We start from the raw sequence: 16,381 nt of genomic DNA, 5'->3' as shown, positions 1-16,381 counted from the left end.
GTTACGGGACGCGGCCGTGCGGCCGCTCCTGGCGTACATGGTGATCACCGGGCTGGGGGAGGGGATCTTCGGGACGCTGGCCGCGCCGTTCGTGGCGGGCGTGCTCGGCGGGGCCGGCGACGCGTACGGGCTGTTCCTGTCGGTGCAGGCGGTCGGCGGGATCGCCGGCGGGCTGGCGGTCGCCGCCTGGCCGGGCGTCACCTCCCCGCGCGCGCTGCTGGGCTGGGGCACGGTCTTCTTCGGGCTGGCGGACCTGGCCCTGTTCGTCTACCCCCTCGCATGGCCGGTGTTGTGGCCCGCTCTCGTGCTGATCGTCGTGGCCGGGGTGCCGGCCGCCGCGGCGATGGCCGGGCTGACCACCCTCGCGCAGCGCAGCGTCCCGGACGGCCGCCGGGGCGCGCTCTTCGGCCTCCTCGGCGGCGCGCAGGCCGCCACCTCACTGCTCGGCATGGCGCTCGCGGGCGTGCTCGGCGACCGCGTCGGCATCGTGGCGACGTTGTGCCTGCACGCCGGCGGACTGTTCGCCGCAGGTGTGATGATCTTGGCGAGAATCCGCAAAGACCCTGTCTGACCTGGTGTCATGCGCAAACGGATATGGATCTGTTTGTGATATCGCTATTAGACATCGACTGATCGCATCTGCTTTGCTCCTGTGCCCTGACGGATCACGGCAGACGACAGTAAGGATTCGACATGCGAGACCTCCGCGCCCGCCGCCGCACGGCCGCGCTGGAAGCGGCCGTTCTGACGATCTCTCTTCTCACGGGCGGCGCCGTCGCGGCGAGCCCGGCCGCCGCGGCGCCGGCCGCCGTGCAGGACGTGCAGGCGGCGCCGTCCGGTGTGGCCCGGGCCAAGAAGGAACTGCGCGATCTGGAGAAGTCGCTCGGGGTCCGGGTCGGCGCGTACGCGATCGACACCGCCACCGGCCGGACGATCGGCTACCGCTCGGGGGAGCGGTTCGCGCTGGCCTCCACGTTCAAGGCGATCGCCGCCGCGGCCGTGCTGCACAAGGCCCGCACCAGCGAGCCCGGCCTCATGGACAAGGTCGTCAAGTGGACGGCCGACGAGGTGAAGCCGAACTCCCCGATCACCGAGAAGCACGTCGAGGACGGGCTGACGGTCGCGCAGCTGTGCCACGCCGCGATCACCCGCAGCGACAACACGGCCGGCAACATGCTGCTCAAGCAGCTCGGCGGCCCCGCCGGACTGACGCGCTACTTCCGCACGCTGAAGGACCCGGTCTCCCGCCTCGACCGCTGGGAGACCGAGCTGAACGACTGGAGCCCCAAGGACAAGCGCGACACCACCACGCCCGCGGCCATCGCCCGCGACCTGCGCCTGCTCACCGCGGGCGACGCGCTCTCGGCCAAGGACCGCGAGCGGCTCAACGGCTGGCTCCTCGCCAACACCACCGGCGGCGCCCGCATCCGCGCCGGGCTGCCCGCCTCCTGGACCGTCGGCGACAAGACCGGCACGGGCGGCACGTACGGCACCGCCAACGACATCGCGGTCGCCTGGCCGAAGAAGGGCGCCGCGCCCGTCATCATGGCGATCTACACCAACGGCCGCACGCCCGGCGCCGCCGCCCAGGACAAGGCCCTCGCCGACACCGCCACCATCCTCGCCCGCGGGCTCGGCAGGCTCTGATGACACCACGGGGGACGCAGATCCTACGGCTCGCCGCCTCGGGGGCGGCGGCGGGCGTCCTGCTCGCGGCCATCGCGCTGCCCGCCGTGGGCGGCGCGGGGGCCGGCTTCATGGCCGCGGCGAACGAGGTGAACCTCAAGCCCGCCGACCTGCGCGAGCCGCCTCCGGCCGAGGTCACCATCGTGCGGGACGCGCACGGCGGCGTGATCGCCCGCTTCTACGAGGAGTACCGCGAGGTCGTCGGCCTGGACGAGATCGCGCCGATCATGCGCACCGCGATCGTGGCCATCGAGGACTTCCGCTTCTACGAGCACGGCGCCATCGACCTCGAGGGCACGCTGCGCGCGCTGGCCACGAACCTGCAGTCGGGCCGGGTGAGCCAGGGGGGCTCCAGCATCACCCAGCAGTACGTCAAGCAGGTGCTGCTCAACTCGGCCGAGACGCCGCAGGAGCGCGACGCCGCCCTGGCGCCGACGTACACCCGCAAGCTCAACGAGCTGCGGTACGCCATGGGGATCGAGAAGAAGTACACCAAGGACCAGATTCTCGAGAAATATCTGAACATCGCGTACTTCGGGGCGAGTGCGTACGGCGTGGAGGCCGCCTCCCGGCGCTTCTTCGGGGTCTCGGCGGCCGAGCTGACCCTGCCGCAGGCCGCGACCCTGGCCGGCGCCGTGCAGGACCCGAACGCCACCGACCCCAACCTCGGCGCACAGCAGCGGGAGCGGCTGCTGAAGCGGCGCAACGTCGTCCTCGACCGGATGGCCGAGCTGGGCGAGATCACGAACGAGCAGGCGGCCGCCGCGAAGGCCGCCAAGCTCGGCTACAAAGGCACCAAACTCCCCGGAGGCTGCGAAGCCAGCAAATATCCATACTTTTGCCTGTATGTACGGCATGAGATTCTCGGCAACCCCGCCTTCGGCGCCACCGCCGAGGCCCGCCTCGCCATGCTCAACCGCGGCGGCCTGACCGTCGAGACCACCCTCGACCCGGCCATGCAGACCGCCGCCGACCGGGCGATCAAGCGCTACGTCCGCGCCTCGGACCGGCCGGTCGCCTCCGAGGCCCTGGTCGAGCCCGGCACGGGAGCGATCAAGGCGATGGCCGCGAGCCGCCGCTTCGGCGCGGACGCCGAGCGGAACGAGATCTCCTACAACGTCGTGGCCGACGCCGCGCACGGCGGCGGGGCCGGGTTCCAGGCCGGGTCCACGTTCAAGACCTTCACTCTGATCACGGCGCTGAAGGAGGGCCTGCGGCTGGACGACGGCCTGGAGGCCGGGGCCGGCTACCGGGCGCCCGCGTACTCGACGTTCCGCACCTGCGCGGGCTCCAACATCGGCGATCCCACCCACACCGTCACCAACGACGAGGGCTCGCCCGGCTGGAAGTCGCTGCGCACCGGCACCTGGGCCTCCGTGAACACGTTCTTCATGGAGCTGGAGGAGCGGGTCGGGCTCTGCGACACCGTCAAGACCGCCAAGACCCTCGGCGTGCGGCGCGCCGACGGGAAGAAGCTGCGCGAGTTCGAGACGTTCACCCTCGGCATCAACGAGATGGACCCGGTGACGCTGGCCGCGGCGTACGCGGCCGTCGCGGCGCGCGGCGAGTACTGCGCCCCGATGGCGATCACCCGGATCACCGACCGTGACGGCCGCTCCACCCGTTACCGCCCCAAGTGCCGGGAGGCGCTGGAGCCGGCCGTCGCGGACGCCGCCGCCGACGTGCTGTCCGGCGTCTTCACCCAGGGGACGATGAGCGGGCTCGGCGGCATCGGCCGCGACGCCGCCGGCAAGACCGGCACGACGGACGACTACGCGGCGGCCTGGTTCGCCGGCTTCACGCCGGACCTGGCGAGCGCGGTGAGCCTCGGCGACCCGCGCGGCTCGCAGCGCTACAAGCTGACGGGCGTGACGATCGGCGGCCGCTACTACGGGGCCGTCCAGGGCGCCACGATCCCGGGGCCGATCTGGCGGGACACGATGATCGAGGCGCTGCGGAACGTGCCGCCGTCGGAGTTCGTCCCCGTCGACTCGTCCCGGTTCGGCGGCTGCCGCTCGGCCTGCCGGCCGGAGCCGGAGAAGAAACCCGAGGAGGAGGAGAAGGAGGACGGCGAGCCCGAGGCCGGGACGTCGGCCACGCCGACGCCCTCTCCCACGGCGACCGCCACCGCTAACCAGCAGAGGTGAGCGGCGGGCGTCCCTAGAATGAGCTATGCCCAGCGAGCCCCTCACCCGAGGCCGCATCGTCGCCGCGGCCGTCGGGCTCATCGAGCGGGAGGGCGCCGACGCCGTCTCCATGCGGCGCATCGCCGCCGAGCTGGGCGTGGGCGTGATGTCCCTCTACAACCACGTGCCCAACAAGGACGCCCTGCTCGGGGCGGTGGCCGAGACGGTGCTGAACCAGATCGAGTTCACCGACGACCCGGGCGCCCACTGGAGCGACCGGGTGCGCGCGCAGGCGCGGGCGTTCCGGCAGATCGCCCACGACTATCCGCGCTGCACGATGCTCGTGGTCGGCCGCCAGCTCCACTCCACCGCCGGTCTGCTGCCGGTCGAGCGGGCGCTGGCCACGCTGCGCGGCGCCGGGTTCGAGGGGGCCGACGCGGTGCGGATGTTGCGGATGTTCATCGCGTACGTGGTGGGGTCGCTGCTGCGGGAGGTCGGTCTGACGCCCGCGTTCGCGCAGGCCAGGCCGCTCACCGCCCAGGGGGTCGATGCCGAGCTGTTCCCCGAGGTCAGCTCACTGGCGGGGCTGCTGTCGGCGTGTGATCACGAGGCCGAGTTCGAGTTCGGGCTCGAGCTGCTGATCAAGGCGATGGAGGCGTACGAGGGGCGTCGGGAGGGCACCCGGTGAGCTGCTCCGGATGCCCTCCGGAGCCCACTAGTACCAGTTGTGCGACCTGAAGTGGCCCCAGGCGCCGCACGGTCTGCCGTACCTGCCCTTGATGTAGGCGAGGCCCCACCGGATCTGTGTTTCAGGGTTCGACCTCCAGTCGCGGCCGGAGACGCGCATCTTGCCCGCGGGGAGCGCCTGCGGGATGCCGTACGCTCCCGACGAGCGGTTGTGCGCCCGGTGGTTCCAGCCGCTCTCCCGGGTCCACAGGTTGTCCAGGCAGCGGAACTCCCGGATGTTCCAGGAGCGCCGCACGACGTGGCCCAAGGCGATTCTCTTGTTCCTGTCGGCGGGCTTGAACCCGGCGAACCTCGGCTGCGCCGACGTGGTCCAGACGCGGGTCTTGATCGGCGACTCGCTCTGCTCAGCCCGGGCCGGCGAGCTGCCGGCGCCCCATGCGGTGAATGCGATGACGGTGACGATAGTGCTGCTCAGCGCACGTTTGCTGTCCAAATCGATCCTTGCTGTCGGGTCGCGTGCGGACGGGCGCCGCCGAGCGGCGCCTGTGCCGGTCCGCGCCCGTGGCTCGGACGCGGAGGGTCCGCGCGGCCCTCCGGGATCCTGTTCCGCCCGATCGTGCTGGGCGGCCCGGAGGGCACCGCGACGTGTCCTCTAGCACGATTCCTAATACGCGTGGTCACGGAGCGTCACATCTCGTGACACGCGAAGGACAGGTGTTTGTGCGATCGTTGCGGGTGAAAGGCCCTCTCGCAGGGCCGGGTTTGCCCGGTCCGTCGCCCGATTGAGCGGGCCTTGCCGGAAAAAGCGGGCAAGCCTGGGGTTTGGCTCAGTACCAACGGTGGGATTGGAAGTGGCCCCAGGCGCGACACGGCGTGCCGTAGCGCTGCTTGATGTAACGAAGGCCCCATTTGATCTGGGTACGCGGGTTGGTGCGCCAGTCGCGTCCCGAGGAGGCCATCTTGTGTCCGGGGAGCGCCTGGGGGATGCCGTAGGCGCCCGACGATCCGTTGGCGGCGCGGTGGTTCCAGCCGCTCTCTCGGTGCCAGAGCTTCACCAGGCACCTGTACTGGGTCGTGCTCCATCCTCGCTTGGCCACCATGGGCTTGGCGATGGACTTGTTCCTGACACTGCTGCTCTGGGAGCTCTGCGCCTGTGCGGCCGGGGCGCCGCCCGCCGCCACGAGGGTGGCGGCGAGGACCAGGACGCCGGTGCGGCGGAGCATGGGCATGCGGGTTCCCTTTCGAAGGGGTTCAGGGGACCGCGCCACAGTGCCCGAAAGGTAACCTTTACAGCGAATTGACCATGAAACGGTCGATCGTCAGTAAAGATCCCGATATATGCCATTTCCAGGGCATTGATGGTGAAATTGAGGGCTATGTCACAATCTGGGGTTTACAGCGTCTGTAGGGTCGGATCATGACTCTGAACGACATCCCGCTCCGCACGCTCGCGGACGCACCCACGACGCTCGGAGAGCTGACGGCGGGCAAGGCCGCCCTGATCGTCAACGTGGCGTCACGCTGCGGCTTGACCCCGCAGTACGCCGGCCTCGTCGAGCTCCAGCGCTCCTACGGCCCGCGCGGATTCACGGTGATAGGCATGCCGTGCAACCAGTTCGCCGGCCAGGAGCCCGGCACGGCCGAGGAGATCCGGCAGTTCTGCGCCGCGACCTACGGCGTGGACTTCCCGCTCCTGGCCAAGGCCGACGTGAACGGTCCGGACCGCCACCCCCTGTACGAGCGGCTCACCCAGGCCCCGGACGCCGGCGGGGAGGCGGGGGACGTGCAGTGGAACTTCGAGAAGTTCCTGGTGGACCGGGACGGCCGCGTCGTGGCCCGCTTCCGCCCCCGCACCACCCCGGACGACCCGGCCGTCATCGCGGCGATCGAGAAACTCCTCTGACCGTCCGCCGCGGGCCCGGATCCTCGACGCGAAAACACGCCCGCCCGCCCCGGCTGGGGCCGGCCGGCCCGGGCGGCCGGACGGCTCGCTGTCCCGGAAGGGCGGTGGCGTCGCCCTTCCGGTGATCCCGTCACTCCGTCGTGTGGTCGAGGACGGCCGTGGCCAGGGTCTCGTGGACCTCGGGCGGCAAGGTGTGGCCCATGCCGTCGATCATCAGGAGCCGCGCCCCGGGGATCTGCTCGGCGATGAGCGCGCCGTGCCCCGGCTTGGCGGGCTCGTGGGTGCCCTCGATCACCAGGGTGGGGGCCTTGACCTGGTGCAGCACGCCCACCGGCTCGAAGTCCGGCCTGGCCGCCGCGGCCCGGCGGTGGTTGGCCGCGGCGTCGAGGTCGCGGGCCCGGTCATGGATGCGTTCCTGCAGGCGGCGGGCGCCGTCCTCGTCGAACGGCAGCCCGGTGCCGTGCAGCACCCGCTGCTCGGCGATCATGAGGTCGATGCGCTCGCGCCGGTCGGCGGGCGGCGGCGAGGTGATGAGCCGCCGGAAGAAGTCCACGAACTCGGGGGTGGGCTCCGGCAGGCTGCCCTCCGGCTGCGGCTCTCCCATCAACGCCCGCATGATCACCGCGCCCTCACCGCCGCCGAGCGGCGAGGAGCCGATGACGGTGAGCGTGCGCACCCGCTCCGGCCGCTCCACCGCGAGCAGCTGCCCGAGCAGCCCGCCCGCCGAATGGCACACCAGGTGCGCGCTCCCTAGCCCGTGCGCGTCCATCACGCGCAGCACGTCGTCCTTGATGTCGTCCCAGGTGTACGGGTCCCGGTCGAAGTCGACGGTGTCCGACCGGCCGGTGTCGCGGTGGTCGTACCGGATCACCCGCCGGCCGCCCGCCGCGAGCCTGCCGACGAACTCGTCCGGCCACAGGACCCCCTGCGACATCGAACCCATGACCAGCAGGATCGGCGCGTCCGAGGCGGCGCCGAACTCTTCGCTCCACACGTTGATTTGCATGACTCACAGATTGCCGGTGACGTCCGCCGGTGCCTTCCGTAGAACTACCAGCCGCGCCAGTTCCGTACGGGTACCGATGCCGAGCTTCGGATAGATCTTGTACAGGTGGTACTCGACCGTGCGCGGGCTGAGGAAGAGCCGGGCGGCGATCTCCTTGCTGGACAGGCCGTCGGCGACCAGGCCGGCGATGCGCAGTTCCTGCGGGGTCAGCGCGTCCAGCGCCGACCCGGCCGGGGCCTCGCCGCTCTCGCCGGCCGCCCGCAGCTCGGCGTGCGCGCGCCGCGCCCACGGCTCCGCCCCCGCCTGGCGGAACGCCTCCAGCGCCGCCCGCAGATGCGGTCGCGCCTCGGCGGGCCGGTGCGCGCGGCGCAGCCGTTCGCCCAGCAGCAGCCCGGTCCTGGCCGCCTCGTACGGGTTGGCGTGCAGCCGCAGCGCCTCGGCGAACCCCTCCTGCGCGTCCTCCTCCGACGGGGACACGAGAGCGCGGCAGCGGGCGAGCAGCGCGCGTGACTCCGCCGTCGCCGCGTGCGCCGACCACTGTTCGTACGCCTGCAGCGCAGTCCGCGCGCTCTCCAGGTCGCCCGCTCCGACGGCGGCCTCGATCCGGTCGGGGGTCGAGCGCCACACCGTCGTCGGGTGCCCGGCTCCCGGTCCCGCGGCCACCAGCGCGGTGAAGCGGTCGTGCGCCGCGGCGTACCGCCCCAGCCCCAGGTCGAGCATCCCCAGCGCGTACGCCGCCACGCTCGCCCGCAGCCCCACCCGGTGGGGGAGGGCGATGGCCAGCGCCTCCTGGGCGTGCCGCCGGCAGGTCTCCTCCTCGCCGCGCAGCGCCGCGCACACCGCGAGGTTGGCCAGGTGGGCGGCCACCGTGTTGGCGTACCCGGCCTCGCGGGCCAGCTCCAGCCCCTCCTCCGAGATCGCCCGGCTCTCGGCCGGCCGCCCCGCGATGCGCTCGGCCGTGGCGACGAACTCCAGCACCACCGGCAGTTGCCCGGTCATGCCCGACACCCTCGCCACCCGTCCGGCCCGCGCGGCGAGCTCGGCCGACAGGTCGGCCTCGCCCAGGTAGCTGGCCGCCGCCGTCGCCCACAGGAACTCCGCGGCCTCCCGCAACTCCCCGGTACGGGCGAGGGCCCTCCTCAGCAGTTCGGGTCCGTCGTCGCGCCCGCTGAGCGCCGCGCCGATCCCGGCGACCACGTCGCGCAGGAATCCCTCCGGGTACGCCTCCGCCCGCCGCCCGATCTCGATCATGGCCGCCGTGTCGCCCACGTACGAGGCCGCCTCCGAGGCGTCGGCCAGCATGCCGAGGCTGCCGCCCGCGGACAGGACGCGCACGGCCTCCGCGGCGCTGCCGGAGTTCAGCTCCAACCGGCCGCGCAACTGGGCGATCTCCGTGCCGAGAGCGGCGTCGTTCCCGGCGTGCTCGCGGGCCTCGGCCAGCAGCGACTCCGCCCGCCCCGGCAGCCCGCCGAGCCAGGCGGCGACGGCGGCGTCCTTCAGCCGCGCGGCGCGGATGAGCGGATCGGGGGTGAGCTCGGCGGCCCTGGTCAGGGCGGTGGCGGAGTCGCCGTACCCGCCGCAGTCGCGGGCCCGGGCGGCGGCCCGCGCGAGCGCGCCGGCGACGGCCTCGTCGGGGCCGAGCGCCGCCGCCGCCAGATGCCAGGCCCGGCGGTCCCCTTCGGCCCCTCCTTCAGCCCTTTCTCCGGCCCCTTCATCGGCCACAGCGGCCAGCATCGCGTGGGCGTCGCGCCGGACGGCGGGCGTGGCGGACTCGTACACGGCCGACCGGACGAGAGGGTGGCGGAAGCGCACGGACGCGCCCGTGACGCGGGCCAGCCCGGCCGCCTCCAGCTCGTCCAGCGCCTCCCGGCCCACCCCCAGGCGGGCGGCCGCGCGCGACACGAGACCGAGATCGCCGTCCAGCGCCGCGAGCAGCGCGACCTGCCGGGCCTCGTCCGGGAGCGCGGTCACCTGCTCGCCGAACAGGCGGCTGCCGCCGGGCAGCGGGTCGGGCAGCGGCTCGCGCCCGTCGAGCTGGGCGGGGCTCAGCCGCCGTACGGTCTCGCGCAGCGCCAGGGGGTTGCCCGCGGTCAGCGCCACGAGCCGCTGCTTCACCCCGGCCGCGATCGTGGCGCCGGCGTCCAGCAACTCGGCCGCCGCCGGCTCCGGCAGGCCGCCGACCTCCAGCGACGGCACGCCCTTGACGGGCAGGTCCCCGCGCACGGCCAGCAGCATCGCGATCCGTTCCGTGCCGAGGCGCCGGGCGGCGAAGAGCAGGGCGTCGGCCGAGGCCCGGTCCACCCACTGGAAGTCGTCCACCACGCAGACCAGCCCCTCGGGCGCGGCGGCCTCGGCCAGCAGCGACAGCACCCCGGCCGCCAGCAGGAACCGATCCCCCGAGCCGGCCAGCCCGAGCGCCCCGCGCACCGCCTCGCGCTGCGGCTCCGGCAGCGCGTCCAGCAGCCCGGCCACCGGCCGCAGCGCCTGGTGGAGGGCGGCGAAGGCCAGGTCGGACTCGGCCTCGACCCCGGTGGCGCCGAGCACCGGCATCGGACCGCCCCGGGACGCCGCCAGATCCAGCAGCGCCGTCTTCCCGACGCCCGCCTCGCCCCGCAACACCAGCGCGCCGCCCGCTCCGTCCCGGGCCCGGGAGATCAGCTCGTCGATGGCGGCGATCTCCGCCTCTCTGCCGTACAGCACAGAAGGAAACTCTAGGGGGGACGAGTCGGACAAACGTCCATCGAAGTGACGGTAAACCGCTTTTCTCGTGGAGGGTAAGCTGCGTCCCCCAGGGTCAAATCGCCGCGCGGAGTAGCCGGCAAAGCGCGAAGCGTAGCCGTTCGGGGGTATCGGTGCTGGCGCCGGTCTCCGAAGCCAGGGAGTGCGATGTCGACCAACCCGTACGCAGGATCGCCATTCAGCTACGTCGCCGAGCCGGCCGTGGCGCCGTACTCGATCGTCGAGCTGATGCCCGGAGTGCGCAACCTGTGCGAGTACGTCCGGCTGGCCCCGGGCGAGCGGGTGCTGCTGATGGTGGAGCACACCGTCGACCCGGTCGTCGTGCAGGCCATCGCCGCGGCGGCGGCCCTGCGCGACGCCGACGTGCGCATCCTGTCCGTGCCGCCGTTCAGCCCGGGCGGGTGGGACCGCGAGGCGTCGTACGCGATAGAGACGGCGGCCTTCCACGAGGCCGACGTCGTCATCAGCGGCACCTGGTGGGGCGAGGTGCACACCGCGCCGCTGTTCTTCGACCAGATCAAGTCGCGCTCGTCCCGCTTCCTGTCGCTGCACATGACCGCCACCGCCGGCGCGCTGCTGACCGGCGGCCGGCTGCCCGCCGAGGTCTTCTACGCGCTGCTGGAACGGACGCTGCGGCAACTGTCGGCGGCGCGGGAGATCCGGGTGACGTCCGCGCGGGGCACCGACGTGACGTTCTCGGGGTTCACCTTCGACCCCGACCCCGGCGCCATGCGTCCCGGCGACTGGCGGCCCTTCCCGTACGGGGGCGCGAACTTCTGGCCGTCCGACACCGAGGGCGTGCTCGTCGTGGAGGACTCCACGGTGACCGGCGTACCGGAGGAGCCCCTGCGCATCACGCTCGAAGGCAACCTGGTCCGCAAGATCGAGGGCGGGGCCGCCGCCGCGCAGTTGCGCAGGTACGCGCCGGGCGGCTTCTACATGCGGCACGGCCTGATCGGGCTGAACCCGAAGGTCCGCCTCGCGGGCGGCACGCAGTTCGAGCGCGAGAAGCACGCCGGGGCGTTCTACTGCGGCCTCGACGGCCTGACCGGCGGCGAGCCGGTCACGACGGGGCCCGGCTTCGCGCACTGCGACTGCCAGGTGGACCGGCCGACCGTGATCGCCGACGGCGAGGTGTTCATCGAGCACGGCCGCCTGCTCATCCTGGACGAGCCGGAGATCCGCGAGGTGGCGGCGAACTTCGGCCCGCCCGAGGTGATCCTCGACGACAACCCGGTCATGATCCTTCCCCGCCGCTACTCCGGCGCCCGCTGAGCTAGCGCGGGGACAGCGGCAGCCGGACGGCCGGCGGAAGCGGCGCCACGACGGGGTTCGCCCGGAACGACTGGATCATCAGGGCGGCCAGCCGGCGCGCGGCCGCCACCCTCATCTCGGGGGACTCGGCGCGGATGCCCTCGGTGGCCATCATCGCCAGGATCATGTCCTCCAGGACGAAGTCCGTCCTCAGACCGCCCGCCTCCTTCGCGTTCCGGACGAGCCGGACCAGCAGCCGCAGCGCCCGGTCGCGGTCGGCGGTGAAGTACTCGACCGCCGGGGGAAGCCGCGAGGTGAAGGCACGGGAGAAGCCCCGGTCGAGGGCGTGCGCCTCCATGAGCCTCTCGATCACCTGGCAGAACCCGCGCCACGGGTCGGCCGCCGTCAGGCCCTCCTCGATGATCGCCGAGCAGGTGGCCATGGACTCGGAGAACGCCTCGCTGAACAGCGCTTCCTTGGTCGGGAAGTGCCGGTAGACGGTCGCGGGGCCCACCTGCGCGCGCCGGGCGATCTCCCGGATCGGCACGTCGAGGCCCTCGGCGGCGAAGGCCGCACGGGCGACCGCGAGGATGCGCGCGCGGTTGTCACGGGCGTCGGAGCGCAGGTTCTCACTCACTTCGGCGGTCACCGCTCTCACTTTAGTCAAACGGACGGGGTGTTCCGTTACGTTGCGGGACATGAGAGCTGTTCAGTTTTCCGATTACGGCCCGCCCAGCGTCGTGCACGTCGCCGAGGTGGCGGAGCCGCACGCCGGAGCGGGGGAGATCCGCATCGCCGTACGCGCGTCCGGGATCTCCGCGGGAGAGACGTACTTCCGCTCCGGCAGGCTGCGTGACGTGGTGCCGACGACGTTCCCGTACCGGACCGGGGTCGAGGCCGCGGGCGTGGTGGACGAGGTCGGCGACGGCGTGACGGGCGTCGGCGTCGGCGACGAGGTGTTCGGCCTGACGGACCTGGCCACGCGCGGCGCCAACGCCGATCACGCCGTCCTGGCCGCGTGGGCGCCCAAACCGGCCGCGTGGAGCTGGGAGGAGGCCGGCGGTGCCGCGGGCGGCGTCGAGACGGCCACCCGCGTCCTCGACCGGCTCGGGGTCGCCGCCGGGCACACCGTGCTGGTGCAGGGCGCGGCCGGCGGGGTGGGCACGATCGCCGTGCAGCTGGCGGTCGCCCGCGGCGCCACCGTCATCGGCACGGCCAGTGAGCGCAACCACGACTTCCTGCGCTCCCTCGGCGCGGAGCCGACGACCTACGGGCCCGGGCTGGCCGGACGGGTCCGCGCGCCGGCTCCGGAGGGGGTGGACGCGGTGTTCGACTGCGCCGGAGGGGCGCTGCCCGACCTGATCGCCATCGCGGGGGACGCGGCGCGCGTGGTGACGATCGCCGACTTCGCCGCGGCGGCCCACGGTGTGCACATGTCGCAGACGGCGCTGGGCGGCGAGTCCGGCGCGGCCATCGGGGCCGTCGCCGACCCACCGGCGCTGCACGGCCTCGGCATCGCGGTCGCGCTCGCCGGGCAGGGCCGGCTGCGGGTCCCGGTCGCGGCGGCGTTCCCGCTGACCGAGGCCGCGGCCGCGCACGAGCTCAGCGAGACCAGGCACGCCCGCGGAAAGATCGTCCTGGTGAACTGACCAATGGGGAACTGATCAGGGGCGGTCACGGGGAGCGGCGTGGGCCGCAACTGCCGCGGACGATCAGCTCCGTGGGGAGCACGACGCCGCGCGGGCGCCGGCCGCCCGAGCGCAGCACCAGCTCGGCCGCCCGGTAGCCCATGTCGCGCCCCGGCTGCGCGATCACCGTCAGCGGCGGGGAGCACAACTCCGCCCACGGGACGTCGTCGTACATGATCAGCGACACGTCCCGCGGCACCCGCAGGTCGAGCTCGCGGGCGGCGAGCACCGCCGCCTCGCCGAGCACGTTGCCCCCGGCGATCACCGCCGACACGTCGGGGCGGCTCTGGAACAGCCCGGAGGCGGCCGCGTAGGCCGAGTCGCGGCTGCCCGTGCCGAACACGACCAGCTCCTCGTCCACCGGCTCGCCCACCGCCTCGCGGAAGGCCGCCGCCCGCCGGTCGTGACCGGGCCCGCCCAGGAACGCGACGCGCCGGTGGCCGAGACCCCGCAGGTAGCGGACGGCCGTACGGATGCCGGCCCGGTCGTCGGCCACCACGGACGGCACGTCGAGCGGGCGCGGCCGCGGCGCCGGTGGCAGGCCGTCGAGCAGCAGGAGGTCGTCGGCCGCGCGCGCCGCGCCGTCCTCCTCCTCGGCGGCCGGCTCGGTGGGCAGGCGGTCGGCGAAGACCACCGTCATGCCCGCGCGCAGCGCCGGCGACCAGGTCTCCGCGTCGCCCGACGGCACGGCGATCAGCCGGTCGACGCTCTGCTCCAGCAACATGCCGATCAGCTCGGCCTCCTGCTCGGGGTCGCCGCCCGTGGAGCCGAGCACGACCGGCTCGCCGGCCGCGCGGGCGCAGGCCAGCACGCCCTCGGACAGCTGCCCGTAGAAGGTGTCGGTCAGGTCGGGGACGAGCAGCCCCATGGCCCCCGTGCGGCGCTGACGCAGATTGCGCCCGAGAGCGCTGGGCCGGTAGTCGAGCTGCGCGGCGACGGCGAGGACGCGCTCCCTGGTCGCGGGGCTGGCCGAGCCGCCCGACAGCACACGGGAGACGGTGGCGACCCCCACGCCGGCCGCCTCCGCCACATCCTTGATCGTCACACGCCTGCTCATGGAAACGATTCCATCATGCTTCCAGGAAAACGAAAAGCAAAGGCCGTCACAATGGCTGGTCACATATGAACTCTTGACACCCATGTCCGTTTCGGGTGAGATGCTTGAAAACGTATCCACGTGAGTGGGGCAGGGTAAGCAACGCCGGGCCACCGCCCAGGAGCGCGAAGGAATCTCATGGCATCCATCGTTCTGACGAACGTCGACAAGGTCTACGCCGGTGGCGTGAAGGCCGTGAACGGGCTCAACCTTGAGATCAAGGACGGCGAGTTCATGGTGCTGGTCGGTCCGTCCGGTTGCGGTAAGTCGACCGCCCTCCGGATGATCGCCGGCCTGGAGGACATCAGCGGCGGAGAGATCGCCATCGGCGAGAAGGTGGTCAACCACCTGCCGCCGAAGGACCGCGACATCGCCATGGTGTTCCAGAACTACGCGCTCTACCCGCACATGACGGTGGAGGAGAACCTCGCCTTCGGCCTCAAGCTCCGCAAGATGCCGAAGCCGGAGATCCAGAAGCGCGTCAACGAGGCCGCCAAGATGCTCGGCCTCGAGCAGTACCTCAAGCGCAAGCCGGCCGCCCTGTCCGGTGGTCAGCGCCAGCGTGTCGCCATGGGCCGCGCCATCGTCCGCGAGCCGCAGGCGTTCCTCATGGACGAGCCGCTGTCCAACCTCGACGCCAAGCTGCGCGTCTCGATGCGCGCCTCCCTCAACCAGATGCACGAGCGCCTCGGCGTCACCACCGTGTACGTCACCCACGACCAGGTCGAGGCCATGACCCTGGGCGACCGCGTCTGCGTGCTGCGCGACGGCATCCTGCAGCAGGTCGACACCCCGCAGAACCTGTTCGACAAGCCGGTGAACCTGTTCGTCGCCGGCTTCATGGGCTCGCCCGCGATGAACTTCGTCACCGCCGAGCTGGTCCGCGACGACGGCCCCGCGGTGAGCTTCGCCGACATCAAGCTGCCGATCCCCGAGTCGACCCTCACCGACAAGCCGGGCCTCGACCAGTACATCGGCAAGAAGGTCATCCTCGGCATCCGCCCGTCGGACTTCGAGGACGCCAACTCGGCCGGCAGCAACGCCAACGGCTGGGCCACCCTGCCGGTCAAGGCGGAGGTCACCGAGGAGCTGGGCTCCGAGATCAACGTGCTGTTCCTCATCGACGCCCCGCCGGTCGAGCACAAGGACACCGTCGCCGCCGCCGACGCGGGCGAGGACGAGGAGGCGCTGCCGCTGACGGGCGACAAGTCGCTGTGGACCGCCCGCGTCAACGCCCGCAGCCACGTGCGCCCCGGCCAGAACATCGACCTGGTCGTCGACACGCACAACCTGCACTTCTTCGACCCGGACAGCGGCCTGGCCATCGGCCACCCGGCCAACCGCTGACCCCAGGTTCCCGGCCGTGAGCCCCGCTCACGGCCGCCGGGCCCCCACCGCGACCCCCTCCCGCGGCGGGGGCCCTTTCTCGCTTCGCGAACTCAGCGGCCGATCCGCGACGACACCAGGGCCTGCAACCGGCGCGGCACGAACCGCCCGACGGAGACGACGGCCTTGTAGCGCGGGTCGGGGATCGACACCCGCTTGCCCAGCGCCAGGTCGCGCATCGCCGCCCGGACGACGGCGTCGGCGTCCAGCCAGAGGAAGCCGGGGATGGAGGAGGAGTCGATGGCGGCCCGCTCGTGGAACTCGGTGCGCACGAACCCCGGGCACAGCGCCATGATCCGGATGCGCGGGTTGCGGATCTCGGCGGCGGCCGACTCGCTGAAGTTGACCACCCACGCCTTCGACGCGCTGTAGGTGCCGCGCGGGAAGAACGCCGCCACCGACGCCACGTTGACGATCGCGCCCCTGCCGCGCCGCCGCATGCCCGGCAGCACCGCCAGCGTCAGCCGCAGCACGGCCTCGCAATGGACCTTCAGCATGCGCCGCTCGTCGGCGACGGGCACGTCGGGGAAGCGGCCCGGGTGGCCGAAGCCGGCGTTGTTCACCAGCAGGTCGACGCCGTCGCGCAGCCGCGCCTCGACCGCGGCCAGGCCCTCCTCGGTGGCCAGGTCGGCGGGCAGCACCTCCACGCTCACGCCGTACCTGAGCTTGAGCTGCTCGGCGGCCCGTTCCAGGCGTGCCTCGTCGCGCGCCACGAGGACGAGGGAGAACGCGTCTGCGGCCAGGCGCCGGGCGAAGGCGGCGCCGAGACCGGCGGTCGCGCCGGTGATCAGTGCGGTAGGCATGTTCGCA

15 protein-coding genes are annotated in these 16,381 nt (G+C 72.6%); 8 read left to right on the top strand and 7 right to left on the bottom strand.

All coding sequences use genetic code 11. From position 1 onward, the window contains the following. From C1J01_RS22015 to C1J01_RS22000, 4 genes are all read left to right on the top strand, one after another. Positions 1 to 571 (top strand): MFS transporter (locus tag C1J01_RS22015; RefSeq protein ID WP_220040038.1); only part of this gene is annotated, 571 nt, incomplete at its 5' end. Between the two features lie 122 nt (positions 572 to 693). After that, a complete protein-coding gene (gene bla / locus C1J01_RS22010) occupies positions 694 to 1,647 on the top strand; it encodes a class A beta-lactamase (RefSeq protein ID WP_111180863.1) in 954 nt (317 codons plus the stop codon). Beyond that, on the top strand, positions 1,647 to 3,833 hold the full coding sequence (locus C1J01_RS22005; protein WP_111180862.1) for a transglycosylase domain-containing protein: 2,187 nt from the start codon (positions 1,647 to 1,649) through the stop codon (positions 3,831 to 3,833). Before bla ends, C1J01_RS22005 begins: the two co-directional genes overlap by 1 nt. A 25-nt stretch (positions 3,834 to 3,858) precedes the next feature. Next, the gene (locus C1J01_RS22000; protein WP_111180861.1) at positions 3,859 to 4,500 is read left to right on the top strand and encodes a TetR/AcrR family transcriptional regulator C-terminal domain-containing protein; all 642 of its coding nucleotides are present in this window, start codon (positions 3,859 to 3,861) and stop codon (positions 4,498 to 4,500) included. A 27-nt stretch (positions 4,501 to 4,527) separates the two neighbouring features. On the opposite strand, the gene C1J01_RS53485 is transcribed toward C1J01_RS22000, so the two are convergent. Continuing rightward, positions 4,528 to 4,992: an aggregation-promoting factor C-terminal-like domain-containing protein gene (locus tag C1J01_RS53485; protein ID WP_111180860.1), complete on the bottom strand. Its 465-nt coding sequence runs from the start codon at positions 4,990 to 4,992 to the stop codon at positions 4,528 to 4,530. Positions 4,993 to 5,326: 334 nt separating this feature from the next. Continuing rightward, positions 5,327 to 5,728: an aggregation-promoting factor C-terminal-like domain-containing protein gene (locus C1J01_RS21990; RefSeq protein ID WP_328589657.1), complete on the bottom strand. Its 402-nt coding sequence runs from the start codon at positions 5,726 to 5,728 to the stop codon at positions 5,327 to 5,329. Positions 5,729 to 5,916: 188 nt separating this feature from the next. Here C1J01_RS21990 and C1J01_RS21985 point away from each other — a divergent pair, with 188 nt between their 5' ends. Next, positions 5,917 to 6,402 (top strand): glutathione peroxidase, encoded by a 486-nt coding sequence (locus C1J01_RS21985; protein WP_111180859.1) that lies wholly within the window; start codon positions 5,917 to 5,919, stop codon positions 6,400 to 6,402. A gap of 130 nt (positions 6,403 to 6,532) precedes the next feature. Here C1J01_RS21985 and C1J01_RS21980 read toward each other — a convergent pair whose 3' ends face one another. Both C1J01_RS21980 and C1J01_RS21975 read right to left on the bottom strand, forming a co-directional pair. Beyond that, the gene (locus tag C1J01_RS21980) at positions 6,533 to 7,408 is read right to left on the bottom strand and encodes an alpha/beta fold hydrolase (protein WP_111180858.1); all 876 of its coding nucleotides are present in this window, start codon (positions 7,406 to 7,408) and stop codon (positions 6,533 to 6,535) included. A 3-nt stretch (positions 7,409 to 7,411) separates the two neighbouring features. Continuing rightward, positions 7,412 to 10,108, bottom strand: coding sequence for an ATP-binding protein (locus tag C1J01_RS21975; RefSeq protein ID WP_111180857.1), 2,697 nt, complete (start codon positions 10,106 to 10,108; stop codon positions 7,412 to 7,414). Positions 10,109 to 10,294: 186 nt separating this feature from the next. Here C1J01_RS21975 and C1J01_RS21970 point away from each other — a divergent pair, with 186 nt between their 5' ends. After that, positions 10,295 to 11,422 (top strand): 2,5-dihydroxypyridine 5,6-dioxygenase NicX family protein, encoded by a 1,128-nt coding sequence (locus C1J01_RS21970; RefSeq protein WP_111180856.1) that lies wholly within the window; start codon positions 10,295 to 10,297, stop codon positions 11,420 to 11,422. A 1-nt stretch (position 11,423) separates the two neighbouring features. Here C1J01_RS21970 and C1J01_RS21965 read toward each other — a convergent pair whose 3' ends face one another. Beyond that, positions 11,424 to 12,050, bottom strand: coding sequence for a TetR/AcrR family transcriptional regulator (locus C1J01_RS21965; protein WP_235854591.1), 627 nt, complete (start codon positions 12,048 to 12,050; stop codon positions 11,424 to 11,426). A 49-nt stretch (positions 12,051 to 12,099) separates the two neighbouring features. Here C1J01_RS21965 and C1J01_RS21960 point away from each other — a divergent pair, with 49 nt between their 5' ends. Continuing rightward, a complete protein-coding gene (locus tag C1J01_RS21960; protein WP_111180854.1) occupies positions 12,100 to 13,050 on the top strand; it encodes an NADP-dependent oxidoreductase in 951 nt (316 codons plus the stop codon). A 25-nt stretch (positions 13,051 to 13,075) separates the two neighbouring features. Here the strand turns inward: C1J01_RS21960 and C1J01_RS21955 are convergent, their stop codons facing one another. Then, positions 13,076 to 14,146 (bottom strand): LacI family DNA-binding transcriptional regulator, encoded by a 1,071-nt coding sequence (locus C1J01_RS21955; RefSeq protein WP_111180853.1) that lies wholly within the window; start codon positions 14,144 to 14,146, stop codon positions 13,076 to 13,078. Between the two features lie 177 nt (positions 14,147 to 14,323). On the opposite strand from C1J01_RS21955, the gene C1J01_RS21950 reads away from it, so the two are divergent. Beyond that, entirely contained in the window at positions 14,324 to 15,532 is a 1,209-nt protein-coding gene (locus C1J01_RS21950) for an ABC transporter ATP-binding protein (RefSeq protein ID WP_111180852.1), read from the top strand. A 92-nt stretch (positions 15,533 to 15,624) separates the two neighbouring features. On the opposite strand, the gene C1J01_RS21945 is transcribed toward C1J01_RS21950, so the two are convergent. Continuing rightward, positions 15,625 to 16,374 (bottom strand): SDR family NAD(P)-dependent oxidoreductase, encoded by a 750-nt coding sequence (locus tag C1J01_RS21945; protein WP_111180851.1) that lies wholly within the window; start codon positions 16,372 to 16,374, stop codon positions 15,625 to 15,627. Positions 16,375 to 16,381 lie beyond the last annotated feature (7 nt).

The organism is Nonomuraea aridisoli (assembly GCF_003236395.1).
In the GTDB taxonomy this organism is placed as follows: Bacteria; Actinomycetota; Actinomycetes; order Streptosporangiales; family Streptosporangiaceae; genus Nonomuraea; species Nonomuraea aridisoli.
This window is presented reverse-complemented; position numbering and strand designations above follow the sequence as displayed.